This is a genomic window from Pseudonocardia zijingensis (assembly GCF_042657305.1).
In the GTDB taxonomy this organism is placed as follows: domain Bacteria; phylum Actinomycetota; class Actinomycetes; order Mycobacteriales; family Pseudonocardiaceae; genus Pseudonocardia; species Pseudonocardia zijingensis.
Map to the genome: position 1 here is coordinate 24,777 of NZ_JBHSKO010000038.1, position 23,830 is coordinate 48,606.

General features: G+C 74.9%; 22 protein-coding genes. 12 read left to right on the plus strand and 10 right to left on the minus strand.

Going from position 1 to position 23,830, the window contains the following annotated elements; genetic code table 11:
- Window positions 1-39 precede the first annotated feature (39 nt).
- From fabG to ACFPL3_RS39345, 3 genes are all read left to right on the plus strand, one after another.
- Entirely contained in the window at window positions 40-801 is a 762-nt protein-coding gene (fabG, locus tag ACFPL3_RS39335; RefSeq protein ID WP_343946043.1) for a 3-oxoacyl-ACP reductase FabG, read from the plus strand.
- A gap of 32 nt (window positions 802-833) precedes the next feature.
- Window positions 834-2,087 (plus strand): DUF4032 domain-containing protein, encoded by a 1,254-nt coding sequence (locus ACFPL3_RS39340; RefSeq protein WP_343946044.1) that lies wholly within the window; start codon window positions 834-836, stop codon window positions 2,085-2,087.
- 306 nt (window positions 2,088-2,393) lie between these two features.
- On the plus strand, window positions 2,394-3,245 hold the full coding sequence (locus tag ACFPL3_RS39345; protein ID WP_343946045.1) for an SAM-dependent methyltransferase: 852 nt from the start codon (window positions 2,394-2,396) through the stop codon (window positions 3,243-3,245).
- Between the two features lie 147 nt (window positions 3,246-3,392).
- Here ACFPL3_RS39345 and ACFPL3_RS39350 read toward each other — a convergent pair whose 3' ends face one another.
- From ACFPL3_RS39350 to ACFPL3_RS39380, 7 genes are all read right to left on the minus strand, one after another.
- Entirely contained in the window at window positions 3,393-4,745 is a 1,353-nt protein-coding gene (locus ACFPL3_RS39350; RefSeq protein WP_343946046.1) for a hypothetical protein, read from the minus strand.
- An 81-nt stretch (window positions 4,746-4,826) separates the two neighbouring features.
- Window positions 4,827-6,557, minus strand: coding sequence for a thiol reductant ABC exporter subunit CydC (cydC, locus tag ACFPL3_RS39355; protein ID WP_379590761.1), 1,731 nt, complete (start codon window positions 6,555-6,557; stop codon window positions 4,827-4,829).
- Window positions 6,550-8,244 carry a thiol reductant ABC exporter subunit CydD gene (cydD, locus tag ACFPL3_RS39360; protein WP_343944448.1) on the minus strand — a complete coding sequence of 565 codons (1,695 nt, stop codon included), beginning with the start codon at window positions 8,242-8,244 and terminating at the stop codon, window positions 6,550-6,552. The genes cydC and cydD overlap by 8 nt, the downstream gene beginning before the upstream one ends.
- Window positions 8,241-9,242: a cytochrome d ubiquinol oxidase subunit II gene (gene cydB / locus ACFPL3_RS39365; protein WP_379590763.1), complete on the minus strand. Its 1,002-nt coding sequence runs from the start codon at window positions 9,240-9,242 to the stop codon at window positions 8,241-8,243. Before cydB ends, cydD begins: the two co-directional genes overlap by 4 nt.
- A gap of 31 nt (window positions 9,243-9,273) precedes the next feature.
- Window positions 9,274-10,707: a cytochrome ubiquinol oxidase subunit I gene (locus ACFPL3_RS39370; protein ID WP_343944446.1), complete on the minus strand. Its 1,434-nt coding sequence runs from the start codon at window positions 10,705-10,707 to the stop codon at window positions 9,274-9,276.
- A 110-nt stretch (window positions 10,708-10,817) separates the two neighbouring features.
- Entirely contained in the window at window positions 10,818-11,546 is a 729-nt protein-coding gene (locus tag ACFPL3_RS39375; RefSeq protein ID WP_343944445.1) for an anti-sigma factor family protein, read from the minus strand.
- Complete coding sequence (locus ACFPL3_RS39380; protein WP_343944444.1) at window positions 11,543-12,079, minus strand: sigma-70 family RNA polymerase sigma factor; 537 nt, start codon at window positions 12,077-12,079, stop codon at window positions 11,543-11,545. The genes ACFPL3_RS39375 and ACFPL3_RS39380 overlap by 4 nt, the downstream gene beginning before the upstream one ends.
- Window positions 12,080-12,274: 195 nt before the next feature.
- Between ACFPL3_RS39380 and ACFPL3_RS39385 the strand changes: the two genes are divergently transcribed.
- The 8 genes from ACFPL3_RS39385 to ACFPL3_RS39420 all read left to right on the plus strand — a co-directional run bounded on the left by ACFPL3_RS39385 (window position 12,275) and on the right by ACFPL3_RS39420 (window position 21,502).
- A complete protein-coding gene (locus ACFPL3_RS39385) occupies window positions 12,275-12,958 on the plus strand; it encodes a hypothetical protein (protein ID WP_343944443.1) in 684 nt (227 codons plus the stop codon).
- Complete coding sequence (locus ACFPL3_RS39390; protein ID WP_343944442.1) at window positions 12,955-13,677, plus strand: DUF6529 family protein; 723 nt, start codon at window positions 12,955-12,957, stop codon at window positions 13,675-13,677. Before ACFPL3_RS39385 ends, ACFPL3_RS39390 begins: the two co-directional genes overlap by 4 nt.
- 10 nt (window positions 13,678-13,687) lie before the next feature.
- On the plus strand, window positions 13,688-14,146 hold the full coding sequence (locus ACFPL3_RS39395) for a Rieske (2Fe-2S) protein (protein WP_379590767.1): 459 nt from the start codon (window positions 13,688-13,690) through the stop codon (window positions 14,144-14,146).
- Between the two features lie 224 nt (window positions 14,147-14,370).
- Window positions 14,371-16,290 (plus strand): methylmalonyl-CoA mutase family protein, encoded by a 1,920-nt coding sequence (locus tag ACFPL3_RS39400; RefSeq protein WP_343943512.1) that lies wholly within the window; start codon window positions 14,371-14,373, stop codon window positions 16,288-16,290.
- Entirely contained in the window at window positions 16,287-18,449 is a 2,163-nt protein-coding gene (gene scpA, locus ACFPL3_RS39405; RefSeq protein WP_343943511.1) for a methylmalonyl-CoA mutase, read from the plus strand. Before ACFPL3_RS39400 ends, scpA begins: the two co-directional genes overlap by 4 nt.
- Window positions 18,446-19,444 (plus strand): methylmalonyl Co-A mutase-associated GTPase MeaB, encoded by a 999-nt coding sequence (gene meaB / locus ACFPL3_RS39410; RefSeq protein ID WP_343943510.1) that lies wholly within the window; start codon window positions 18,446-18,448, stop codon window positions 19,442-19,444. The genes scpA and meaB overlap by 4 nt, the downstream gene beginning before the upstream one ends.
- A gap of 408 nt (window positions 19,445-19,852) precedes the next feature.
- The gene (locus ACFPL3_RS39415) at window positions 19,853-20,656 is read left to right on the plus strand and encodes a metal-dependent hydrolase (protein WP_343943509.1); all 804 of its coding nucleotides are present in this window, start codon (window positions 19,853-19,855) and stop codon (window positions 20,654-20,656) included.
- A 33-nt stretch (window positions 20,657-20,689) separates the two neighbouring features.
- Window positions 20,690-21,502: a DUF1932 domain-containing protein gene (locus ACFPL3_RS39420; protein WP_343943508.1), complete on the plus strand. Its 813-nt coding sequence runs from the start codon at window positions 20,690-20,692 to the stop codon at window positions 21,500-21,502.
- A gap of 113 nt (window positions 21,503-21,615) precedes the next feature.
- Here the strand turns inward: ACFPL3_RS39420 and ACFPL3_RS39425 are convergent, their stop codons facing one another.
- Window positions 21,616-21,804 carry a hypothetical protein gene (locus ACFPL3_RS39425; protein WP_343943507.1) on the minus strand — a complete coding sequence of 63 codons (189 nt, stop codon included), beginning with the start codon at window positions 21,802-21,804 and terminating at the stop codon, window positions 21,616-21,618.
- A 140-nt stretch (window positions 21,805-21,944) separates the two neighbouring features.
- Window positions 21,945-22,685: a GntR family transcriptional regulator gene (locus tag ACFPL3_RS39430; protein ID WP_343943506.1), complete on the minus strand. Its 741-nt coding sequence runs from the start codon at window positions 22,683-22,685 to the stop codon at window positions 21,945-21,947.
- Window positions 22,686-22,803: 118 nt separating this feature from the next.
- Between ACFPL3_RS39430 and ACFPL3_RS39435 the strand changes: the two genes are divergently transcribed.
- The gene (locus tag ACFPL3_RS39435; RefSeq protein ID WP_343943505.1) at window positions 22,804-23,085 is read left to right on the plus strand and encodes a DUF4326 domain-containing protein; all 282 of its coding nucleotides are present in this window, start codon (window positions 22,804-22,806) and stop codon (window positions 23,083-23,085) included.
- 7 nt (window positions 23,086-23,092) lie between these two features.
- On the opposite strand, the gene ACFPL3_RS39440 is transcribed toward ACFPL3_RS39435, so the two are convergent.
- Window positions 23,093-23,818: a ferredoxin reductase gene (locus ACFPL3_RS39440; RefSeq protein WP_343943504.1), complete on the minus strand. Its 726-nt coding sequence runs from the start codon at window positions 23,816-23,818 to the stop codon at window positions 23,093-23,095.
- Window positions 23,819-23,830: the final 12 nt, after the last annotated feature.

A 23,830-nucleotide genomic window follows, 5' to 3' on the forward strand; every position in this document is an offset into this window, starting at 1 on the left:
GGGGGTCGACGACGACCCCGGACGGACGGAGAGCACGACATGACCGAGAGCCCGCAGCGCGTGGCGATCGTGACGGGAGCGGCACGCGGGATCGGTGCCGCCACCGCCCGGCGGCTGGCCGCCGACGGCCTCGCCGTGGCGGTCGTCGACCTCGAGGAGTCGGCGGCGAAGGGCACGGTCGAGGCCATCGAGTCCGCCGGTGGGCGGGCGATGGCCGTCGGCGCGGACGTCGCCGACTCGGCGCGGGTCGAGGACGCCGTGGGCCGCGTGGCCGCCGAGCTGGGCCCGCCGGTCGTGCTGGTGAACAACGCCGGCGTCACCCGTGACAACCTGCTGTTCAAGATGTCCGAGCTCGACTGGGACACGGTGATGGGCGTGCACCTGCGCGGCTCGTTCCTCATGACGCGCGCCGTGCAGAAGTACATGGTCGAGCACCGGTTCGGGCGCATCGTCAACCTCTCCAGCACCTCGGCGCTGGGCAACCGCGGGCAGGCCAACTACTCCACGGCCAAGGCCGGGTTGCAGGGCTTCACCAAGACCCTCGCGATCGAGCTGGGCAAGTTCGGGATCACCGCCAACTGCATCGCGCCCGGGTTCATCGTGAGCGACATGACGAAGGCCACCGCGGAGCGCATCGGGCAGGACTGGGACACCTACGTCGCCGCCCGGGCCGCGGAGATCCCGGTGGCGCGGGCCGGGGAGCCCGACGACATCGCGAACGCCGTGTCGTTCTTCGTGAGCGGGAGCTCCGGGTTCGTCAACGGGCAGGTGCTCTACGTCGCGGGCGGCCCGAAGTCCTGACCGGCGCCGCGGGAGATCCGCATACTGGGTGCGTGCGCTTCATCTTCCGACCGCCGGCCGAGCACGCCGCCGGGCTGCTGTCGCTGCCGTGGGAGAAGCCGCTCGAGGAGTGGGACGACGAGCGGCTCCTCGAGGTGGCCCACCGCGGCATCTCCCGGCACGTCGTGCGCTTCGTCGAGGCCGACGGCCACGTCTACGCGCTGAAGGAGATCGACGAGCGCCTCGCCCGCCGCGAGTACCGGCTGCTGGGCCGGCTGGAGTCGATGGGCATGCCCGCGGTGTCGGTGCTCGGCGTGTGCGTCGAGCGGCCCCCGGCCGCCGGGGACACGGCGGACACCCCGCAGGACGCCGTGCTGGTCACCCGGTTCCTGGACTACTCGATGTCCTACCGGTACGTGTTCTCCCACGGCCACACCCAGCGCCCCACCCTGCAGCTGATCGACGCGATGGTGGAGCTGCTGGTGCGGCTGCACCTCGCGGGGCTGTTCTGGGGTGACTGCTCGCTGTCCAACACCCTGTTCCGTCCCGACGCGGGCAGCATCGCCGCCTACCTGGTGGACGCCGAGACCGCGGAGCTGCACCCCACGCTCTCGCCGGGGCAGCGCAGCTTCGACATCGACTACGCCGCCGAGCGCGTCGGCGGGGAGCTGTTCGACCTGCAGGCGGGCGGCCTGCTGCCCGACGACGTCGACCCGGTCGAGATCGCCGCCGAGCTGCCGCGCCGCTACCACGCCCTGTGGGACGAGCTCACCCGCGAGGAGCTGCTGCGCCCCGACGAGCAGCGCTACCGCGTGGCCGCCCGGGTGGACCGGATCAACGAGCTCGGCTTCGACGTCGACGAGATCGAGCTGACCACCACCGACGCCGGTGTCCGGTTGCGCGTGCGCACCCAGGTCGCCGAGACCGGCAGGCACCGCAACAAGCTCTACGCCCTCACCGGGCTGGAGGTCACCGAGAACCAGGCGCGCAGGCTGCTCAACGACCTCACCAGCTACCGCGGCTACCTCGAGCAGAAGGAGGGGCGCGCCGTCCCCGAGACCGTGGCCGGGCACCGGTGGCGCGCCGAGGTCTACGACCGCGTGATGGCCCGCATCCCCGAGGAGCTCGCCGACCGCATGGCGCCCGCGGAGGTGTTCCACGAGATCCTGGAGCACCGCTGGTTCCTGTCCGAGCGGGCGGGCAAGGACGTCGGCACCACCGCGGCGGCCAAGTCGTACATCGACGCGATCCTGCGGCACACCCCGAGCACCCTCACCCTGCCCGGCGGCGACCCGCTCCCGCGGTAGCTGCCGGCACACCTGTCGTCGGCATGGCCCTTCGGGGCCTGCCTGGCACACCGGTCGTGGTGCCGGCACACCGACTGCAGTCGGTGTGCGGGCAACGGAGGTGGTGTGCGAGCCGGTGTCGGCCCGGGGGAGGCTCGGTCCGACACCGGCACACCGGTGCACCCGGGTGGAGACCGCTGCCGGTGTGCGAGACCACCGGCGGGAGGAGGCCCAGGTGGCGGCCGGGACGCGGTCGGCGCGGTCACCGAGGCCCGCTTCCGCAGGTGGGGATGACCGCGCTCACCCGCGACCGCTACGGTACGGGGCGTGACGTCCGGCACCCCTTTCGATCCCGACGAGCCGCCCGTGCCGCCGTCGCGGCGGATCGACACCGTGGAGCCGAACCTCGCGCGCGTCTACGACGCCTTCCTCGCGGGCAAGGACAACTACGCCGCCGACCGCGCCGTCGTCGACGAGATCCGGTCGCTCACGCCCGAGTTCACCCGGGTGGTGCAGGAGGAGCGGGCGTGGCTGGGCCGGGTCACCCGGTTCCTGGTGAAGTCGGCGCACGTCGAGCAGATCCTGCACGTCGGGGCCGGCCTGCCCACGGTGGACAACACCCACGAGGCCGCCCAGCGGTTCAACTCCGACACGCGCGTCATCTACGTCGCCGACGACCCGGTGGTGCTCGCGCACGGCCGCGCGATCCTGGAGGAGAACGACCTCACGCACCTGGTCGACGCCCGCTTCGACCGCCCGGAGGAGGTGCTCGGCCACGAGACGGTCACCAAGTACCTCGATCCGGACGGGCCGGTGGCGCTGATCCACAGCCGCACGCTGCACCACGTTCCCGGTGAGCAGGGTCCGCACGAGCTGGTGCGCCGCTACCTCGACCTGCTCCCGTCCGGCTCCTACCTGGTGGTCTCGCACTTCTGCGACCCGGAGGACGAGGGTCAGGGCAGCCAGCTCGCCCGGCTGGTGGAGGGCGTGTTCGGCCGCAGCGGCCTCGGGCCGGTGGCGTTCCGCCCGCGCAGCGAGATCGAGGCGTTCTTCGAGGGGCTCGACCTCGTCGAGCCGGGCGTCACCCGGCTGCGCGACTGGTGGCCCGACGGGCCGCTGATGGCCTCGGCCGGCAGGGAGGACGGGATGATCGTCGGCGGGGTGGCCCGCAAGCCCTGAGCATGAACGTCGCGAGATCGTCCTGATCGCCCCCGCCGGGGCACCCCGCCGCATCTCGGATGGATCTCCCGCTCCGAGATCGGCGTTTCCGCCCTGCGAAGGGCGGTGCGGCGGATCTCGGAACGATCTCGGCCGCGGTGCGCCCGCTCAGGACGCGCGCGGCACCACGGTGATCGACCAGGGCCCGATCGGCTCGGCGCCCGAGCCCACGTCGACGGCGTCGCCGCTCGCGTTGACGACCACCGCGCCGTCGGGTGCGCGCAGGACGATGATCGGGGACTCGGGGGAGCGCCCGATCTCGACGTCCCCCTTCGCCAGCCGCGGCACGAGCCACTGCCAGGCCTCGGTGAGCGGGGTGGGGCGGCCGCCGTCGTCCTGGGAGCTGTCGGTCCACAGCGACGCGTAGTGCAGGCTGGGGTCGCCCTGCGGTCCCCACAGCAGCGCACCGGACACGCCGGAGCGCGCGTACGCCGCCACCGCCGCGAGCGTCGCGGTGGCGCTCGCCGGGCTCTCCGCGCCGGGCTGCGCGTCCTCCGGGACGTCGGGGTAGAACTCGGCCCACCAGATGGGCAGGTCGCTGCGCTGTCGCAACCAGGCGTCCAGGTCGGCGAACTTCTGGGCGCCGTCGACGACGGGCGGGATCGTGTCGTTCCTGGTCTTGGTGGAGGCGTCGACCGCGAGGAAGTCGGCGCCGACGTTGTGCTGCAGCCAGTGGTCGACCACGTCGAGGCTGCGCTGGTCCGCCGCCCCCCACGGCCCGCGGACCTCGGTGGACGCGTCGGTGCTGCCCTCGTCGAGGCTGATGAGCACCACGTAGGGGCCGCCGACCTGGACGTCGGGGCGCACGGCCTTCACCGCGGTGTAGACCTGGTTGTAGAACTCGGTGTAGCCCTCGTAGTCCCAGCGGTTCGCCGCGCTGTTGTAGAAGCCCTTGAGCTCGTTCCACACCAGCACGCGCTCCACCTGGGGGTAGCGCTTCACCGCCTCGGCGGCGAGGTTCGCGTAGTCGCCGAAGTGCTCGGGCAGCGGCTCGTCCTCGAGGGTGGACCAGTCGGTCTCGCCCTCCTCGCCGCCCTTCATCCAGTCGGGGGCGCAGCACAGGGTGAGCATCGCCTTACCACCGGTCTCCTCGGTGAGCTCCATGCGCTCGTCGAGCGAGTCCCAGTCGTACTCGCCGGGTTCGGGCTCCGGGTTGTCGGTGCCGAAGCCCATGAGGTGGTGGTTCTGCCAGATCGCGCTGCCGTCCTCGAGGATCTCCGTGCCCCGCTCGGTGGCCTCGTCGGGGTGGTGGGAGTCCAGGCTGTTCTGGGTGTGGGTCACCCCGAGCTCCAGCGGCGCCTGCTGCTGCTCCCAGGTGAAACCGGGGTCGGCCTCGATCGCCTGCAGCGCCTGCTCCGACACCGACGTCGGGCCGGACGGGCCGGTGCTGCAGGCCGCCAGCCCCAGGATCGCGGCGAGCGCTGCGCCGAGCACCGGGACGCGGGGACGGGGAGAACGCACGTCGGGGAACCTCGCTGTCGACGATCGTTGTCAGCAACCGGTGGGAACGCGCCGCACCCTACCGCCGGGCCGCGATCGGGCTCAGGCGGCGCCGGTCGCGCTCCGCAACCAGCCCGGACGCTCCCGCAGCTGCGCGGGCGTGCCCCGCTGCGCGACCCGGCCGTCCACCAGCACCACCACCTCGTCCATCCGGTCGAGGGCGGCCAGGTCGTGGGTGATGAGCACCAGCGACCGGCCCTCCGTCGCGCGCAGCAGGTCGTCGAGCACCGCGTCGCGGGTGTCCGGGTCGAGGTGGGTGGTCGGCTCGTCGAGCACGAGCAGCGTGCCGGTGCGCCCGGTCGCGGGCACCAGCAGCGCACGGGCGAGCGCGAGCCGCTGGCGCATCCCGCCCGACAGGCGCGCCCCGTGGGTGCCCACCTCGGTGTCGAGCAGCGCGGGGTCGAGGCCGACCCGCGCCAGCACGGCCCGCAGCTGCGCGTCGTCGGCGTCGGGGCGGGCCAGGAGCAGGTTGGCCCGCACGGTGCCGGTGAACAGGTGCGGGTCCTGGGGCATCCCGGTCACGCGGGTGCGCACGGTGTCGGCGGGCAGGGCCGTGACGTCGTCCCCGTCGAGGTGCACGGTGCCCGCGTCGGGGTCGCGGAAGCGGAAGAGGACGGCGGCGAGCGTGGTCTTGCCCGACCCGCTGGGGCCCACCACCGCGACCCGCCTTCCCGGCGGCACGTCGAGGTCGACGCCGTCGAGCGCCCACGGCTCGCCGGGGCCGTAGCGCACCCGCAGCCCGCGGACGCGCAGCCCGTCCGGCGCCGGGGCCGGTGCGGCCGTGGACCGGCGGATGAGCGCGGGCGGGGTGTCGAGCACGTCGAACAGCCGGGCGCCCGCCGCGCGCACCGCGCCGAGGCGGGCGGCGGCCCCGGGCAGCGGCGCGACGATCTCGAAAGCGGCGAGCGCGGTGAGCACCAGCACCGCGAGGGGCACGGGCGCGAGCTCACCGTCGTGCACCGCGGCCACGCCGCAGAGCAGGGTGGCCCACAGGGTGAGGCCCGCCACCAGCGCGGACGCGCCCGCGCCGAGACCCGACAGCGCCGCGTCGCGCCGCTCCGCCGCGGTGAGCTCGGTGTCGGCCGCCTCGACCCGGGCGAGCGCGGCGGGCATGGCGCCGTAGGCGACCAGGTCGGGCGCGCCGTGCAGGGCGTCGACCAGCGCCGTGGACAGGGCCGCGCGGCCCGTGGCGCGCCGCCTACCCGGGCCGCGTCCGGCGGCCGCGGCGGCGAGCGGGACGGCCACGCCGCCCAGCACGAGGCCCGCGGCGAGCAGCAGCCCGGCGGGCGCGAACAGCGCCGTGCTCACCACCACGACGCCCGCGCCGGTGACCAGCGCCGCCAGCGGCGGGGTCAGGCCGCGCACGAGCAGGTCCTGCGTGGAGTCGGTGTCGCTGACGAGCCGGCTCACGAGGTCGCCCACGCGGAACCGGTGCACCGGCTCGCTGCCTGCGAGCCGCTCGTACACGCGGGCCCGGGCGTCGGCGAGCGTCCGCAGCGCGGCGTCGTGGGTGACGAGCCGCTCCAGGTAGCGCGCCACCCCGCGCGTCACGCCCAGTGCCCGCGTCGCGACGACGGCCACGGAGAGCGCCGTGAGCGGCGGCGACGTGGCGGCGGTGGCGATGAGCCACGAGGCGACCACGAGCAGGGCCACCCCGGACGCGGTGGCCGTGGCCCCGGCGAGCACCCCGAGCGCGAACCGGGCGCCGCGCGGGCGGGCGAGCGCCACCATGCGCACGAGCGGGTCGCGGGACCGGGTGGTGTTCTCAGCCATGGCCCGCTCCGGTGAGCACCGGCCCGGTGACGCGCCCGGCGTCGAGGTGCACGACCTCGTCGGCCAGGTCGGCCCACCCGTCGTCGTGGGCGACGATCACGCCGGTCCGCCCCTCCAGCAGGCGGGCCACGCCGGCGCGAACCGCAGCCGCGTGCTCCGGGTCGAGGTGCGCGGTGGGCTCGTCGAGCAGCACGATCGGGGCGTCGAGCACCTCCTGGCGCAGGAAAGCCCGCGCGAGCGCGATGCGCTGGCGCTGCCCGGCCGACAGCCGGTGGCCGCGTTCGCCCAGCGCGGTGGCGTAGCCGTCGGGCAGCGCGGCGATCACCTCCTCGGCCTCCGCGCGGCGCGCCGCCCGGCGCACGGCCTCGTCGGGCGCGTCCGGCAGGCCGAGGCGGATGTTGCCGGCCACGGAGTCGTCGAACAGGTACGGGTGCTGGGGCAGCCACGCGATCCGCTGCCGCCAGAGGTCCGGGTCGGTCCGCGCGAGATCGATCTCCGTCCCGTCAGCCGCGGTGACGAGCACGCGACCCGCCGTCGGCTCGGCGAAGCGCAGGAGCAGGGCCAGGAGGCTGGTCTTGCCCGCTCCGCTGCGCCCGGTGACGAGCGTGATGGCGCCCGGGCGCAGCGCGAGGTCCACGCCGTCGAGGGCAGGTGCGTCGCGTCCGGGGTGGACGAGGCCCACGCCCGCGAATCGCACGTGCGGGCGCGGCGCCGGCCGCACGGGGGTGGACGGGGCCACGGCCGGGCCCGGCCGCTCGAGGACCGCGAACACGCGCTCGGCCGCCGTGACCCCCTCCATGCTCGCGTGGAACCGCGCGCCGACCTCGCGCAGCGGCAGGTAGGCCTCCGGGGCGAGGACGAGCACGAGCAGCGCCGTCTCCAGGTCCAGCCGCCCGTAGAGCAGCCGCAGCCCGACCTCCACGGCCACCAGCGCCACGGCGAGGGTCGCGAGCAGCTCGAGCACGAACGCCGACAGGAACGCCACGCGCAGCGTGCGCATCGTCGCCTCGCGGTGGGCGTCGGTCACGCGCCGGATGAGCGCGGCCTCGGCCTTGGCGCGGCGGAACACCGCGAGCGTGGGCAGGCCCTCCACGACGTCGAGGAAATGGCCGCCGAGGCGCTGCAGCAGGTGCCACTGCCGTCGCGTGCGGTCCTGGGTGTGCATGCCCACGAGTGCCATGAACAGCGGGATCAGCGGCAGTGTCAGCGCGATGACCAGCCCGGAGATCCAGTCGGCCCGGAACACGACCACGAGGACGGCCAGGGGCACGAGCGCGGCGAGCACGAGCTGGGGCAGGTAGCGGGCGACGTAGTCGTCGAGGGCGTCCAGGCCGCGGGTGGCGAGCGTGGCGAGCTCCCCGGCGTCCGTGGTGGCGGGGTCGGCGGCCGCCACGTGCCGCACCAGGCGCAGCCGCAGGTCGGACTTCACCCGGGCGGCGCTGCGCAGGGCGGCGGTCTCCGCGCCGTAGGAGAGTGCGGCGCGGGCGAGCGCGACGGCCCCGACCGCGGCCACGGTGGCACCGAGCGCTCCTGCACCGCCCGCGCTCGCCCCGGCGATCGCGTGCGCCACCAACCAGGCCTGCAGCAGGATCAGCGCGGTGGCGGCGAACCCGCACGCCACGGTGACGGCCAGGTGCGTCCGCACCGCGGCGGTGGAGCGCACCAGGCGCGGGTCGAGGGGTTTCACGAGACGTGCGCCCGCGTGACCCGCCGCCGGAACACCCAGTAGCTCCACGACTGGTAGAGCACCACCAGCGGCAGGAACAGCGCGCCGACCCAGGAGAGGATCCCGAGCGTGTAGGGCGCCGACGCCGCGCTCGCCACGGTCAGGTCGAAGGCCGGGTCGAGCAGCGAGGGCAGCACGGCCGGGAACAGCGCGGCGAACACCACGGCCGAGGTGGCCGCCACCGCGACCGCCGTGGCGGCGAACGCCCAGCCCTCGCGGCCGCGGGCCACCAGCGCCGCCCCGGCGAGCAGCGCGCCGAGGGCGCAGGCGGCCAACGCGGCCGTGGCGGGCGACCCGTGGTCGGCCTGGGTCCACATGAGGAAGGCGAAGAGCGCAGCTCCCGCCACCGGCGCGGCGGTGCGCGCCGCCGCCAGCGCCCGCCGCCGGACCGGGCCGTCGGTCTTGAGCGCGAGGAACACCGCGCCGTGCAGGACGAACAGCGCCAGCGTGGTCATGCCGCCCACCAGCGCGTACGGGTTGAGCAGGTCGACCAGACCGGAGCGCACCACCCCGTCGGCGTCCAGCTCCACCCCGCGCACGACGTTGGCGAACACCAGACCCCACACGAACGCGGGCACCGCGCTGCCGAACACGATCGCGGCGTCCCAGCGGGCCCGCCAGCGCGCGTCGTCGCGCTTGCCGCGGTACTCGAACGCCACCCCGCGCCCGATCAGCGCCACGAGGACGAGCAGGACGGGCAGGTAGAACCCGCTGAAGGTGGCGGCGTACCAGGCCGGGAACGCGGCGAACATCGCGCCGACCGCGGTGATCAGCCAGACCTCGTTGCCGTCCCACACCGGGCCGATCGCGTTGATCACCACCCGGCGGTCGGCCTCCGCCGCGCGCCCGCGGCCGAGCACCGGCAGCAGCATGCCGACGCCGAAGTCGAAGCCCTCCAGCACGAAGTAGCCGGTCCACAGCACCGCGATCGCCACGAACCAGACGGTGGGCAGGTCCACGATCATTCCTTCCTGGGCCGACCAGGGCCGGCTAGTAGACGAACGCGGGGATCGACGCGGGCTCGGGCTCACCCTGGCGCGGGTAGGGCATGACGTGGCCCGGCCCGGCCGCCACGTAGCGCAGCAGCAGCCGCACCTCCACCACCGCGAGCACCCCGTAGAGCACGGTGAAGACGGTGAGCGAGGTGGCGACCTCCGCCAGGCTCACGCCCGGGGAGACGCTCGCCGCCGTGAGCAGCTGCCCGACCACCGTCCAGGGCTGGCGGCCCATCTCGGTGAGGACCCAGCCGAAGATGTTCGCGGCCAGTGCGGCGGGCAGGGCGGCGATCGCCACCCGGTACATCCAGCGCTGCCGCGGCAGCGCGCCGCGCCGGGTGAGCCACAGGCCGAGCACCCCGACGCCGACCCCGGCCAGGCCCAGGCCGATCATCAGCCGGAACGACCAGTAGAGGACGGGGATGTTGGGCGTGTAGTCGCCCGGCCCGAACTGCGCCGCGAAGCGCTGCTGCAGGTCGTTGATGCCCTCGACCTCGCCGGCCGGGGAGCCGGTGGCGAGGAAGCTCAGCACGTAGGGCACCTCGACGTCGACGATGTTGCGCCCCACGCCGACCTCGCCGATCTCGTGGTCGCCGATCGCGAACAGCGAGAACCCGGCGGCGCCCTCGGTGTCCCAGATCGCCTCGGCGGCGGCGAGCTTCATCGGCTCGTACTCGGCCATGAGCTTGGCCTGGTGGTCGCCGGAGAGCGCGACCACGGCCCCCGCGATCGCGGTGGTGACCAGCCCGGCGCGCAGCGTGCGGCGGAACATGCCGGGCTCGTCGGGGTGCGGTGCCTTGTCGCGGTGCAGCAGCTTGTACGCGCTGACCGCCACGACGAACAGCCCGGCCACCACGAACGACGCGCTGACCACGTGCAGGTAGGTCGAGAGCGCCTGCGGGTTGGTGAGCACCGCGCCGATGTCGGTGAGGTACGCGCGGCCCGTCGCGGGGTCGACCGCGAAGCCGACCGGGTGCCGCATCCAGGCGTTGGCGGCGAGGATGAAGAACGCCGACAGGTTCGAGCCGATCGCCGCGGCCCAGATCGTGGCCAGGTGCACCCGGCGGGGGAGCCGGTCCCACCCGAAGATCCACAGCCCGATGAACGTGGACTCGAGGAAGAACGCGAGCAGCGCCTCCATCGCCAGCGGCGCCCCGAAGACGTCCCCGACGAACGTCGAGTAGGCGCTCCAGTTCATCCCGAACTGGAACTCCTGCACGATCCCGGTCACCACGCCCATGGCGAAGTTGATCAGGAAGAGCTTGCCGAAGAAGCGGGTGGCGCGCAGGTACTCGGCCCGCCCGGTGCGGTGCCACGCCGTCTGCAGCGCGGCCACCACGACCGACAGCCCGATCGTCAGCGGGACGAACAGGAAGTGGTAGACGGTCGTGATCCCGAACTGCCAGCGCGCCAGGTCCAGTGCATCCACCCCGTGCCTCCCTGAACTTCTACGGCCTGTAGTAGTTCTACCGCATGTAGAAGATCAGGTGTGGGGTGGGTGGCGTAGATCGCGCCGTGCGGCGTCGGACCCGCGCGGTGTCAGACTCTGGCGGTGGCGAACTCCTTGCCCTCGTCGTTCTCGACGACCACCTCGGAGACCTGGTCGAGGGGCACGAGCGCCGACCCGTCGAGGGTGACCCCGTCGCGCCACCCGGTCTGGGGCACCAGCCAGCTGCCTGCGATCTCGCGCGTGCCGTCACGGGCCACCACCACGATGTAGCAGCGCTCGCCGCCCGGGATCCCCTTCACGGTGGTCGTGAGCCGCACCCAGCCCGTCGCCGGGGTGAGCGTGGCGGTCATCGCGACGCCGGGGGCGCCGCTGCCGGTGAGCTGCACCGCGCCCGGCGCGGCGACCACGGCCGGGGGCTCGGGCGGGGGTGGCGCGGTCTCGCGCCCGATCAGCACCCCGCCACCGAGGAACACCGCCACCGCGGCCGCGGCCGTGCCGGCGAGCAGGAACCGCCGCCTGCGGCGCCGGGCCGCGGCCTCGGACCGCACCTGCCGCACGGTGCGCTGCAACATCAGGTCGGCGTCGGGCGGTCCCTCGAGGAACGCCTCCGGTGGCACGTCGTCGAGCAACTGGACCATCCCACGCAGTTCCTCCCACTCGCGCCGGCACGCCGGGCACCCCGCGAGGTGCTCCTCCACGGCACGCGACTGCGCCGGGTCGAGCAGGCCCAGGGCGTGGGCCCCGAGCTCCTCGGGGTCGTGCGCCTCGCCGTCGTGCGGATCCATCCAGTCGCCGTTGCCTGCCCGGTGGCGGTTCATGCCGGCACCTCCCGCCCCGCGCTCTCGGCCGTCGCGGCGAGCGCCTGGCGCAGCGCCCGCAACGCGTAGTACGAGCGCGACTTGACCGTGCCGGCGGGGATGCCGAGCGCGGTGGCCGCCTCGCCGAGGCTGCGGCCCTTGAAGTAGATCTGGTCGAGCACACCCCGGTGGTCCTCGGAGAGCTCGTCGAGCGCCGCCATCACGGTCACCGAGGCCACCACGCTGTCGGCGTGGTCGCGCACCACCGGTGGCGCGTCCGGGTTCTCCGCCACCTCCTGCGGCCGGGCCGCGCGGGCCCGGTACCGGTCGGTGACGAGGTTGCGCACCACCGTCAGCAGCCAGCCCCGCGCGGAGCCCTTGCCGTTGGTCAGGACGTCCGGATGTCGCCAGGCGCGGATGAGTGTCTCCTGCACGATGTCCTCCGCAGCGGCACGGTCGCCGGTCAGCCGGGTGGCGTAGGCGAGCAGGGCTCGCCCGTGCTCCGAGTAGACGGCGTGCACAAGTGCCTCGTCACGATCACGGGCGGGCGGCATGGTCGGTGGGCTCCCGGGGGCGTGAGGTCGGGGGCGGAACCCTAGTCGAGCGGCTCCCACCACCGACACGTCGCATCGGGGCATCCGGTTCACCGCGGATCCACCGGAATTCCGGCTGAACCGGTTGCGCCCGCGATCCGTGTGGGAAGAAGCGCGCCCGGACCGACCGGGCCCCGACGACACCGGGGGAGTGCCGTGGCCAGGTTCGCACCGCTGATCACACTCGGCACGGTGGCCGCACTCGGCGGCGGGCTGCTGCTGCTCAACACCACGATCGCCGGTCCGCCGACGGTCACCACCGGCACGGCGGTGGCCGCCGCCGCACCGGAGACGGCCGTCCCGCCCGCGGTCCCACTCGCCGAGGCGCCACCACCCGCGGCGGCTCCCGCGGTGGCCGAGGCCGCCTACACCGGCCGCTCGGCGGGCAACGAGGTCACCGTCGCCGTCGCGGTCAAGGACGGGAAGGCCGTGGCGTACGTGTGCGACGGCAAGAAGATCGAGGCGTGGTACGAGGGCACGCTGACCGGCGCCGACCTGTCGTTGTCGGCGGCGGGCGGCGCCCCCGGGATCACCGCCACCGTCACCGACGCGGCCACCCTCGGCACGGTCACCGTCGGGGACGAGGAATTGCCGTTCGCCGCCCAGCAGGTCACCGCGCCCGCCGGGTTGTACGAGGGCCGCGCCTCCGTGAAGGGCGTCCTCACCCGGATCGGCTGGATCGTCGACGAGGACGGCGACGTCACCGGCGTCGCCAACTCCGGCGGCACCCGCCGGGCCGCGCCCGACCTGGACCCCACCGACCTCACGGGCACGCGGATCGGCGGCGTGCCGGTCACGGTCACGCCCCTCGACGGCTCCGGGCCGGTGATCGGGCGATGAGCCGGCCCGCCCACGAGGTGACCGACCCGGAGATCCCGGTCCAGCGGGTCACGGCGCAGGACTGGGGCACGCAGATGCCCGGCCCGCACTCCGGGCCGCACCGGGAACGCGTGATCCCGCGCGCGGAGGGCTACCCGGCCGCGGGGCCACCGCACCGGCGTGCGGCGCAGCGGTCCGGCGGCGGCGCGCTGCTCGTCGCGGTGGCCGTGGGCGCCCTGGTGGCGGTGGGCCTCGGCGCGTACGGGCGGCTGCACGAGCCGGCGTCGGTCGCGCTGAACATCGCCGGCTTCTCCTCCGGGCTCGCCGCGAAGGCGTGGCTGGCGAGCGGTGCGTTCCTGCTGGCGCTGGTGCAGCTGTGGTCGGCCTCCGCCCTGTACGGGCGGGTGGGGCGGCGGTGGCGCGCCGCGGGCGGCGCCCCGGACTGGGTGACCGGTCTGCACCGCTGGTCGGGCCGGGCGGCCGTGCTGCTCACCGTGCCGGTGGCGGTGCACTGCCTCTACGCGTTCGGCTACGAGGACTCCACCCCGCGGGTGCTGGTGCACTCGGTGGCAGGCTGCTTCCTCTACGGCGTGTTCGTCACGAAGATGCTGGTGCTGCAACAGCCCCGCAGCCCCCGGTGGAGCCTGCCGCTGTTCGGCGGCCTGCTGTTCACCGCCCTCACCGCGGTGTGGGCCAGCTCGGCCGGCTGGTTCTTCTCGACGTCCGGACTCACCTTCTGAAAGGACCCCCGTGCACCCTGCACATCCGACCTCGGTCACGCGACGGATGTTCGTCGCCGGCACGTGCGGCGCGGCGTGCACCGCCGCGCTGAGCGCCTGCAGCACCTACCCCGTCGGGCCGGCGGCCCCCGCCTCGAGCCCGGCGCCGGACGCGCCGGCCCAGGGCGGCCCGGCGCAGGGCGGCGCGTCGCTGGTCGCCGCGTCCGACGTGCCGGTGGGCGGCGGCACCGTGTTCGCCGAGCAGGACGTCGTGGTCACGCAGCCGACCGCGGGCGAGTTCCGCGCCTTCTCCGCCACCTGCACGCACCAGGGCTGCCCCGTCACCGAGGTGGCGGACGGCACGATCAACTGCAACTGCCACGGCAGCAAGTTCGCCGTGGAGGACGGCAAGGTGGTCGACGGCCCGGCGGACAGCCCGTTGCCCGAGCGCGCGATCGAGGTGGACGGCGAGGAGATCCGGCTCGCCTAGCCGCCCCCACCCCGCCCCCTCCCGAAGTTCAGGAAAGCCACATTCAGGGCCGCAGCGGCCCTGAATGTGGCTTTCCTGCCCTCCCCCCGCCTTCCCCCGGGGGAGGCACCGGCCGTGCCTCGGATCACTCCGTCGCGACCGGGTCACCGCCCGTGTCCCGACCTACACTCCGGACGGTCGGGCCCGGCGGCGGGGTTGCTGCCCGGGGTGGCGGAAGGTGCTGCATGAACACGGCCCCCAGCGGTACGGCTCAGGTCGACGGTGACGCGCTCGACGCGCAGGCGCCCGCCGAGCCGGAGGAGCTCGCGCTCGCGGCGGAGTTCCCGGCGGCGGAGCGGCAGGACTGGCTCGCGCTCGTCGACCAGGTGGTGCGCAAGGCCCGGCGGATCCCGGAGGGCGCGCAGGCGGGTGCCGGGTTCGAGGCGCTGACCCGCCGCACGTTCGACGGCATCGTGGTGCGGCCGCTGTACACCGCCGAGGACGCCCCCGATCCGGAGTCGGCGGGGGTGCCCGGTGCGGCCCCGTACGTGCGGGGTGGGCAGGCGAACGGGCCCGCTCCCGACGGGTGGGACGTCCGGCAGCGGCACGCCGACCCGGATCCGGCCTCGGCGCGCGCCGCGGTGCTGGCCGACCTCGAGAACGGCGTCTCCTCCCTCTGGCTGGCCGTCGGCGCGGGCGGCACGGCCGTGGCGGATCTGGGTGCGGTGCTGGAGGGGGTGCGGCTCGACCTCGCGCCGGTCGTCCTCGACGCGTCCGGCGACGCCGCCGACACCGAGCTCGCCGCGGCGGAGGCGTTCCTGGACCTGGGCGGCGAGCGGGCCGAGCTGCTCGGCACGCTCGGCCTCGACCCGGTGGGGCGCCGCGCCCGTACCGGGACCGGGCCCGCGCCCGACGTCGTCGTCCCGGTCGCGACCCGGGTGGCCGAGCGGTTCCCGCGGGTGCGGGTCGTGGTGGTGGACGCGCTCCCGGTGCACGGCGCGGGCGCGTCCGACGCGCAGGAGCTGGGCTACTCGCTCGCGGCCGGGGTGGCGTACCTGCGCGCGCTCACCGGCGCCGGCCTCGACCTGGCCACGGCCGCGGCCCTGCTGGAGTTCCGGTACGCGGCCACCACGGAGCAGTTCCCGACGATCGCGAAGCTGCGGACCGCGCGGCTGCTGTGGTCGCGGGTCACGCAGGCGTGCGGGCAGGCGTTGCCGCAGTTCCAGCACGCCGCCGCCGCACCCGTGATGCTGACGCGCCGCGACGTGCACGGGAACATGCTGCGCGGCACGGTGGCCGGGTTCGCGGCCGGGGTCGGCGGTGCCGACGCGGTCACGGTGGCGCCGTTCGACGCGGCGCTGGGCGCCCCGGAGGCGTTCTCGCGGCGGATCGCCCGCAACACGCAGGCGTTGCTGGTGAAGGAGGCGCACCTCGCGCGGGTGGTCGACCCGGCGGGCGGCGCGTGGTTCGTGGAGTCGCTCACCCGGGAGCTGGCCGCGGCGGCCTGGGCGTTCTTCCAGGAGATCGAGGCCGCGGGCGGCGTGGTGGCCGCGCTGGACGCGGGCCTGGTGGCCGAGCGGGTGGCGGCCGTGCGCGAGCGGCGTGCGGAGGCGGCGGCCCGGCGCACCGCCCCGATCGTCGGGGTGAGCGAGTACGCCGACCTCACCGAGCCCCGGGCACGGGCGGAGGTGGTCGAGCCACCGGAGCCGGGCCCTGGCGGGCTGCCGCGCTTCCGGCCCGCCGAGCCGTACGAGGCCTTCCGCGACCGTTCCGACGCCCTGCTCGAGAAGACGGGTGCCCGGCCGCGCGCGTTCCTCGCCACCCTGGGCCCGCTGTCGGCTCACACCGCGCGGGCGGGTTTCGCGCGCAACCTGCTGCAGGCCGGCGGGATCGAGACGCCGGAGGCGGGGCCCACCGAATCCGCGGACGACGTGGTGGCGGCGTTCCGGGAGGCGGGTACCCCGGTGGCGGTGCTGTGCGCCACCGACGCCCTGTACGCCGAGCGGGCCGAGGAGACGGCGGCCGCGCTGCGGGCGGCGGGCGCGCGGCTCGTGCTGCTGGCGGGCCGGGCGCAGGTGCCGGGGGTGGACGGGCACCTGGCCGCGGGCTGCGACGCGCTCGCGGTCATCGAGTCGGTCCACGCGGCGCAGGAGGTGCAGGCATGATCCCCGACTTCACGAGCGTCCCGCTGGAGGACGCCGGCGCCCCGGCCGCGGAGTGGGCGGGTGACGTGCCGGTGTGGGAGTCGCCCGAGGGCATCGGCGTGAAGCCGCTGTACACGGCGGCCGACCTGGCCGGGGTCGACTTCCTGCACACGTACCCGGGCATCGCGCCCTACCTGCGCGGCCCGTACCCCACGATGTACACCACCCAGCCCTGGACGTTGCGCCAGTACGCCGGGTTCTCCACCGCGGCGCAGTCGAACGCGTTCTACCGGCGCAACCTGGCGGCGGGGCAGAAGGGCCTGTCGATCGCCTTCGACCTCGCCACCCACCGCGGCTACGACTCCGACCACCCGCGGGTGGCGGGCGACGTCGGCATGGCGGGCGTGGCGATCGACTCGATCTACGACATGCGCGAGCTGTTCGACGGCATCCCGCTGGGCGAGATGTCGGTGTCGATGACGATGAACGGGGCCGTGCTGCCCGTCCTCGCGCTCTACGTCGTGGCGGCCGAGGAGCAGGGGGTGCCGCACGAGCGGCTCACGGGGACCATCCAGAACGACATCCTCAAGGAGTTCATGGTCCGCAACACCTACATCTACCCGCCGCAGCCGTCGATGCAGATCATCTCGGACATCTTCTCCTACACCTCGCGGGAGATGCCGAAGTTCAACTCGATCTCCATCTCGGGCTACCACATCCAGGAGGCCGGGGCCACGGCCGACCTGGAGCTGGCCTACACCCTCGCCGACGGTGTGGAGTACCTGCGGGCGGGCCGCGACGCCGGGCTGGACGTCGACCGGTTCGCGCCGCGCCTGAGCTTCTTCTTCGGCATCGGGATGAACTTCTTCATGGAGGTCGCGAAGCTGCGCGCGGCCCGGCTGCTGTGGGCGAAGCTCGTGAAGCAGTTCGACCCGCAGAACCCGAAGTCGCTGTCGCTGCGCACGCACTGCCAGACCTCGGGCTGGTCGCTCACCGCGCAGGACGTCTACAACAACGTGATCCGCACCTGCGTGGAGGCGATGGCCGCCACCCAGGGCCACACGCAGTCGCTGCACACCAACGCGCTGGACGAGGCGCTCGCTCTGCCCACCGACTTCTCGGCACGCATCGCGCGCAACACGCAACTGCTGCTGCAGCAGGAGTCGGGTACCACCCGGGTGATCGACCCGTGGGGTGGCAGCTTCTACGTCGAGCGGCTGACCTACGACCTCGCCCGGCGGGCGTGGGCGCACATCGAGGAGGTCGAGCGCGCCGGCGGGATGGCGAGTGCGATCGACGCCGGCATCCCCAAGCTGCGCGTGGAGGAGGCCGCCGCCCGCACCCAGGCGCGCATCGACTCCGGGCGCCAGCCGGTGATCGGCGTCAACACCTACCGGGTGGACGACGACGAGGACATCGAGGTGCTCAAGGTCGACAACGCCGGGGTGCGCCGCGAGCAGCTGGAGAAGCTGCGCCGCCTGCGCGCCGAGCGCGACGACCGCGAGGTGGACGCCGCGCTGTCGGCGCTGACGTCGGCCGCGGCGGCGATCGCGGAGGGCTCGCCGCGCTCGGACGAGCAGAACCTGCTCGCGTTGTCGGTGGCGGCGGCGCGGGCCAAGGCCACCGTGGGCGAGATGTCCGACGCGCTGGAGAAGGTCTTCTCGCGCCACGCCGGCCAGATCCGCATCATCTCCGGTGTGTACGCGCACGAGGCCGGGAGCAGCCCGGCGATCGACCGGGCCCGCGAGCTGGTGGAGGAGTTCGCCGTCCAGGAGGGGCGCCAGCCGCGCATCCTGGTGGCGAAGGTGGGCCAGGACGGCCACGACCGGGGCCAGAAGGTGATCGCCACCGCGTTCGCCGACCTCGGCTTCGACGTCGACGTCGGCCCGCTGTTCTCCACGCCCGCCGAGGTCGCGCGCCAGGCCGTCGACGCCGACGTGCACGTCGTGGGCGTCAGCTCGCTCGCGGCGGGTCACCTGACGCTCGTGCCGGAGCTGCGTGCCGAGCTCGCGAAGCTCGGCCGGGAGGACATCACGATCGTGGTGGGCGGGGTGATCCCGCCCGCCGACCACGCGGCGCTGCGCGAGGCGGGCGCCGCCGCGGTGTTCGGGCCGGGCACCGTGATCGCCGAGGCGGCGGTGGACCTGCTCGGCACCCTCACCGCGAAGCTGCACCGGTGACGCGTGAGGTCGACGTCCCGGCACTGGTCAAGGGCGTGCTGGAGGGCTCGCGACCGGTGCTGGCCCGGGCGGTCACGCTCGTCGAGTCGCACCGCGCCGACCACCGGGAGGCGGCGCAGCAGCTGCTGATGGAGCTGCTCCCGCACGCCGGGGGCGCCCGCCGGGTCGGGATCAGCGGGGTGCCCGGGGTGGGGAAGTCCACGTTCATCGAGGCGCTGGGAACCCGGCTCACCGCGGCGGGCCATCGGGTGGCCGTGCTCGCGGTCGACCCGTCGTCCACCCGGACGAAGGGCTCCATCCTGGGCGACAAGACCCGCATGGCCCGCCTCGCGAACGACGACAACGCGTTCGTGCGGCCCTCGCCGAGCGCGGGCACGCTCGGCGGCGTCGCCCGCGCCACCCGCGAGACGATCGTGCTGATGGAGGCCGCGGGCTACGACGTGGTGCTGGTCGAGACGGTGGGCGTCGGGCAGTCCGAGGTGGCCGTGGCGGCGATGGTCGACACGTTCCTTCTGCTCACGATCGCCCGTACCGGCGACTCCCTGCAGGGGATCAAGAAGGGCATCCTGGAGCTCGCCGACGTCGTGGCCGTCAACAAGGCCGACGGCCCCCACGAGGCCGACGCCCGCGCCGCGGCCCGCGAGCTGCGCGGCGCCCTGCGCATGCTCACCCCGGCGAGCCCTGCGCTGGCGGCGACCGGGTGGACCACCCCGGTGCTCACCTGCAGCGCGCAGACCGGCGCCGGCATGGACGAGGTGTGGGCCGCCGTGCAGGACCACCGTGCCGCGCTCGAGGCCGCGGGGGAGCTGGAGCGCCGCCGCGCCGACCAGCAGGTCGAGTGGATGTGGCGGGTGGTCCGCGACCGCCTGCTCGACCGGCTGCAGTCCGACCCCGGGGTGCGCGCGGCGCTGCCCGACGTCGAGCGCGCGGTCCGCGACGGCGAGCTCACTCCCACCCTGGCCGCCGAGCAGCTGCTGGACCGGCTCGGCGGCTGACCGGCCTGCCCTCAGGCGAGGCGGGCGCCGGGTCAGTGGCAGCCGCCCGCCGCATGCCCCGAGCCGGACGAGGACGGCCGTGACCCCGACGGTGGAGTGGTGTGCTGCTCACGGGGATCGACACCGCAGAGCCGGACCGAGAAGCACACGGCCGCAGCTGCGACGACCGTCAGGTTCCGATGACCACCAGGAGCGGGCGACGGCCAGTGCGAGCCGTACCTCATTGCTGTGGTGCGAGCAGTAGTGTGCTGCTCGCGGAGCGAGCCGAGGTGCCGGGGCGGTGCAACCGACTGCTCCCCGGACCGACATCCCGCGGGTCCCGCGATGAGGCGCACGCCACGCCGGATGGAGGTGTGGGACCGGCGCGCCCGCCCGGGGAGAGGGCCCCGATCGGGTTAACGTCGCGGTGTGCTCGGGGTCAGTCACGCGCTGTCGGGAGCGGCCCTCGGGCTCGCGGTCGCGGGGTTCGTGCCCCAGTTGCTGGGCGAGAGCCCGGACGCCGGAACCGTGCTGACGTTCACCGCCGTGTGCGCGGGGGCGGCGCTGCTGCCCGACCTCGACCACCCGTCCTCCACGGCCTCCCGGCGGTTCGCGGTGGCGTCCTGGGTGGCGAGCCACGCGGTGCGGCCGCTGTCGCGCGTGGTGTACGACCTGACGCGCGGGCGCCGCGACACGGGGCGCGGCTCCCACCGCGGGCTGACCCACACCGTGATCGGTGCGGTGCTGCTGGGGATGGCGCTGAACCTGGCCTCCGCCCGGTTCGGCACGCCGGTGCTGGTCGGAACGCTGTTCGTGTGCATCGCGCTGGCCATCAAGGGGCTCGACGCGATCGTGCCCGGGCCGCCGTCGCTGGTGATCGCGGCGGGTCTGACCTACGCGATCGAGGAGATGGTGCCCGGCGGCACAGCGGGCACCGCGGGCTGGCTCGGCACGGCGGTCGCCATGGGCATGGTGGTGCACTCGCTCGGTGACGCGATCACCGAGTCCGGCGCTCCGCTGCTGTGGCCGCTGCAGATCCGCAAGCGGCGCTGGTACCCGGTGGGCAGCCCGCGCCCGCTGCGGTTCCGCACCGGCGGCCCCGTCGAGGCGTGGCTGGTGGCACCCGCCCTCACGGTGGGGGTCTTCCTGCTCACCGCGTTCGTGGTGCCGGGGGTGGCGCCGTGGCTGCTGCAGGTGCGCGACCACGTGGAGCGGTTGGTCGCGGGCGGCTGAGGGGCCGGACGGGGCGCGGACGATGATGCACGGGTGGACTCACCCCTCCCGAACCGGCCGGTGGTCGGGATCCTGCACCCCGGCGCGATGGGCGCGGCGCTCGGCTCGGCTCTGAAGGCGCGGGCGGGCGCCGTGATCTGGGCGGCGGCCGGGCGCAGCCACGCCACCGCCAAGCGCGCCGAGCTCGCCGACCTCGTCGCTGTGCCCGACGTCGCCGAGCTGGCCCGCCGCGCGCACGTGGTCGTGTCGATCTGCCCGCCGCACGCGGCCCGCGCGGTGGCCGAGGAGGTGGCGGCCGCGGTGGCGGACCGGCCCGACCCGCCGCTCTACGTCGACGCCAACGCGGTGGCGCCGGCCACGGTGCGCGAGATCGGCACGCTGTTCGCCGCGGGGCGCGTGGTGGACGGGGCGGTGATCGGCCGCCCGGCCTGGGAGCCGGGGCACACCGTCCTGTGGCTGTCGGGCCCGGCGGCGGCAGCGGTGGCCGCGTTGTTCGACGGGTCCCCATTCGCGGCGCGGGAGCTGGGCCCCGATCTCGGCGCGGCCAGCGCGCTGAAGGCGTGCTACGCGCTGCAGACCAAGGCACTGCCCGCGGTGTGGGCGGCCCTCGCGGACGCGGCCGACGCCTACGGCGTGCGGGACGCACTGGGCGAGCAGCTGGCGCGCGACGGCGTCGACCTCGCGGCGCAGGTCGCCGCGCTGCGCAGGCGGGCCGACGGGAAGGCGTGGCGCTGGGCGGGGGAGATGGACGAGGCGGCGGCCGCGCTCGCGGCGGTGGGTGTGCCCGACGGGTTCTCCCGGGCCGCGGCGCAGGTGTACCGGCGCATCGCCGACGGCCCCACCTGATCCGTCCCCCGACCCCTGCGTCCCTCGACGCAGACCGCCGCCGCACCGGAGGGGGTGGGAGCGGCGGCGGTCAGCCCGGGGCGATCGGACCCCGAGTCCGGGTGCCGGCCGGATCAGTCGTCGGAGTCGCTGCCGTCGGAGTCGCTGCTGGCGGAATCGGAGTGGCTCACCACCCAGCCGCGGTTGCCGGGTGATCCGTCGGCGTCGGAGGTACCGGCGAGCGCGGCGGGCGCGAGCAGCGCCAGCACCGCACCGATCACCGCGCTGACCAGGGCCGTTGCCACGAGACGCGTGCGTCGCATGGGCACAGCTTGGCCGCCCTGGCGGGCTGCGTCGCGGCCGTGGGGCCAATTCCACCCGAAGGGGTCCCTCCAGGGACGAGATCGGGTGACGTCGCGACGGACCGTGCTCGCCGGCGTCGCCCGACCCGGCGGCGCGGCCGTCAGCGCCCCGTGAGGTCCACCTCGAACGAGTACCGCGACGCCCGGTAGAGGTGATCGCCGAACTCGACGACCATCCCGCGGTCGTCGAAGGCCGTGCGGCGCATGGTGAGCAGCGGGGCGCCGCGCGGCTCGTCGAGCAGTTCGGCCTCGGCGGCCGTGGCCCGGCGGGCACCGATGCTCTGCCGCGCGGAGGCGAGCGCGACCCCGGCCTCGCGCAGCAGCTCGTAGAGCCCGCGCCGTTCCAGGACCTCCGGCTCGAACGGCACGAGGTCGGCGCGCAGGTGGTTGCGCAGGATCGCGAGGGGTTCCCCCGCCGTGCGGCGCAACCGTTCCAGCGCGATCACGGAGGTACCCTCCGGCACCTCGAGCGCCGCGGCCACCACCCCGGTGGCGGCCTCCACGGTGTGGGAGAGCACGGTGGTGGTGGGGCGGCGGCCCGCGCTGCTGAGGTCGTCGAACAGGCTCGTGAGGCCGACGGGGCGGCGGACCCGGGCCCGGGCGACGTGGGTGCCGACGCCGCGCTTGCGCACCAGCAGCCCCTTGTCCACGAGGTACTGGATGGCCTGCCGCATGGTGGGGCGTGACAGCCCGAGCTCCTCGGCGAGCGCGATCTCGTTGTCCAGGCGGGAACCGGGTGGCAGGCTTCCGGACTCGATCGCCTCTTCCAGCTGCCGCGCCACCTGGAAGTACAGCGGCACCGGGCTGGCGCGGTCCACCAGGACCTGCGGGCGGTCCGGCATCGCGACCTCCTGTCCGTGCGGCGCCATTGGTCCTGACAACCTAACGATCGCGTCGGCTCCGCCGCCACCGGCGTCGGCACCGGAATCGGGATCGGGATCGGCGAGGGGAGCGTGGACGATGACCGGGCGGGTGCACTGGCAGGCACGCAGGCCCGGGTGGCACAAGCCGCCCGGCACCGTCTACGTCGGCCGCCCTTCGCGCTGGGGCAACCCGTTCGACCACCGGCGCTCCGGGGGCGGGCGGGCCCGCGTGGTGACGGCCTACCGGTCGTGGCTGCGCCGCCACCCCGAGGTGGTCGAGGCTGCCCGCGCGGAGCTCGCGGGGCGCCCGCTGGGCTGCTGGTGCCCGCCCGGCGAGCCCTGCCACGCCGACGTGCTCCTCGAGGTGGCGGGCGGGTAGCCGGCCCTCACGCCGACGGGCCGAACCGCTCCACGCGGATGTTCTCCACCGGCACGCCCGCCTCGACGAGCACGGCCGTGGCGGCGTCGGCGAAGCCGGAGGAGCCGCAGACGTAGGCGGTCTCCCCGCCCTGCACCAGCGGGGCCACGTCGGTGAGCGCGATGCGGCCCGCGGCGCGCCCGGCTTCGGGCGGGGCCTGCCGGGTGTAGATCACCCTGGTCTCGGGGCCGGGCAGCTCGTCGGCGTAGTAGAGGTCCTCGGGCGAGCGGACGGACACGACCATCCGCACGAGGTCCGGGCGGCCGATCCTGCGGGCGTGGCGCAGCATCGCCATCAGCGGCACCACCCCCGACCCGCCGCCCACGAGCAGGGCGGGCCCGCTCGCGTCCCAGCCGAAGTAGCCGATCGGGCCGCGCACCTCCAGCTCGTCACCGGGCACGACGACCTCGTGGAGGAACTCCGAGACCTCGCCGTCGTCGAGCCGCTCGACGGTGAGCTCGATCTCCCCGGTGTCGTCGGGGGCCGACGCCACGGAGTAGTCGCGCGAGGCGGTGTAGCCGTCGGGCGCGGTGAGCCGCACGACGTAGTACTGCCCCGGCAGGTGCGGGCGCGGCTCGGGCAGGGCGAGCCGGAAGGTGCGGGCGCGCGGAGTCTCGTCGCGCACGGAGAGGACCTTGGCGCTCTGCCAGCGCAGGGTGCGGCGGTGGGTGGTGCCGCCCGGGGTGAGCGTCATGGGGCGCCCGCC

What these genes read in the sequence shown, in the direction of transcription:
- ACFPL3_RS39390 (WP_343944442.1), top strand. Translation starts at nt 12,955, where the DNA reads ATGAGCCGGCCCGCCCACGAGGTGACCGACCCGGAGATCCCGGTCCAG.
- ACFPL3_RS39430 (WP_343943506.1), bottom strand. Translation starts at nt 22,685, where the DNA reads ATGCCGGACCGCCCGCAGGTCCTGGTGGACCGCGCCAGCCCGGTGCCG.
- ACFPL3_RS39400 (WP_343943512.1), top strand. Translation starts at nt 14,371, where the DNA reads ATGAACACGGCCCCCAGCGGTACGGCTCAGGTCGACGGTGACGCGCTC.
- ACFPL3_RS39380 (WP_343944444.1), bottom strand. Translation starts at nt 12,079, where the DNA reads ATGCCGCCCGCCCGTGATCGTGACGAGGCACTTGTGCACGCCGTCTAC.
- fabG (WP_343946043.1), top strand. Translation starts at nt 40, where the DNA reads ATGACCGAGAGCCCGCAGCGCGTGGCGATCGTGACGGGAGCGGCACGC.
- cydC (WP_379590761.1), bottom strand. Translation starts at nt 6,557, where the DNA reads ATGGCTGAGAACACCACCCGGTCCCGCGACCCGCTCGTGCGCATGGTG.
- ACFPL3_RS39425 (WP_343943507.1), bottom strand. Translation starts at nt 21,804, where the DNA reads ATGCGACGCACGCGTCTCGTGGCAACGGCCCTGGTCAGCGCGGTGATC.
- ACFPL3_RS39440 (WP_343943504.1), bottom strand. Translation starts at nt 23,818, where the DNA reads ATGACGCTCACCCCGGGCGGCACCACCCACCGCCGCACCCTGCGCTGG.
- scpA (WP_343943511.1), top strand. Translation starts at nt 16,287, where the DNA reads ATGATCCCCGACTTCACGAGCGTCCCGCTGGAGGACGCCGGCGCCCCG.
- ACFPL3_RS39375 (WP_343944445.1), bottom strand. Translation starts at nt 11,546, where the DNA reads ATGAACCGCCACCGGGCAGGCAACGGCGACTGGATGGATCCGCACGAC.
- ACFPL3_RS39435 (WP_343943505.1), top strand. Translation starts at nt 22,804, where the DNA reads ATGACCGGGCGGGTGCACTGGCAGGCACGCAGGCCCGGGTGGCACAAG.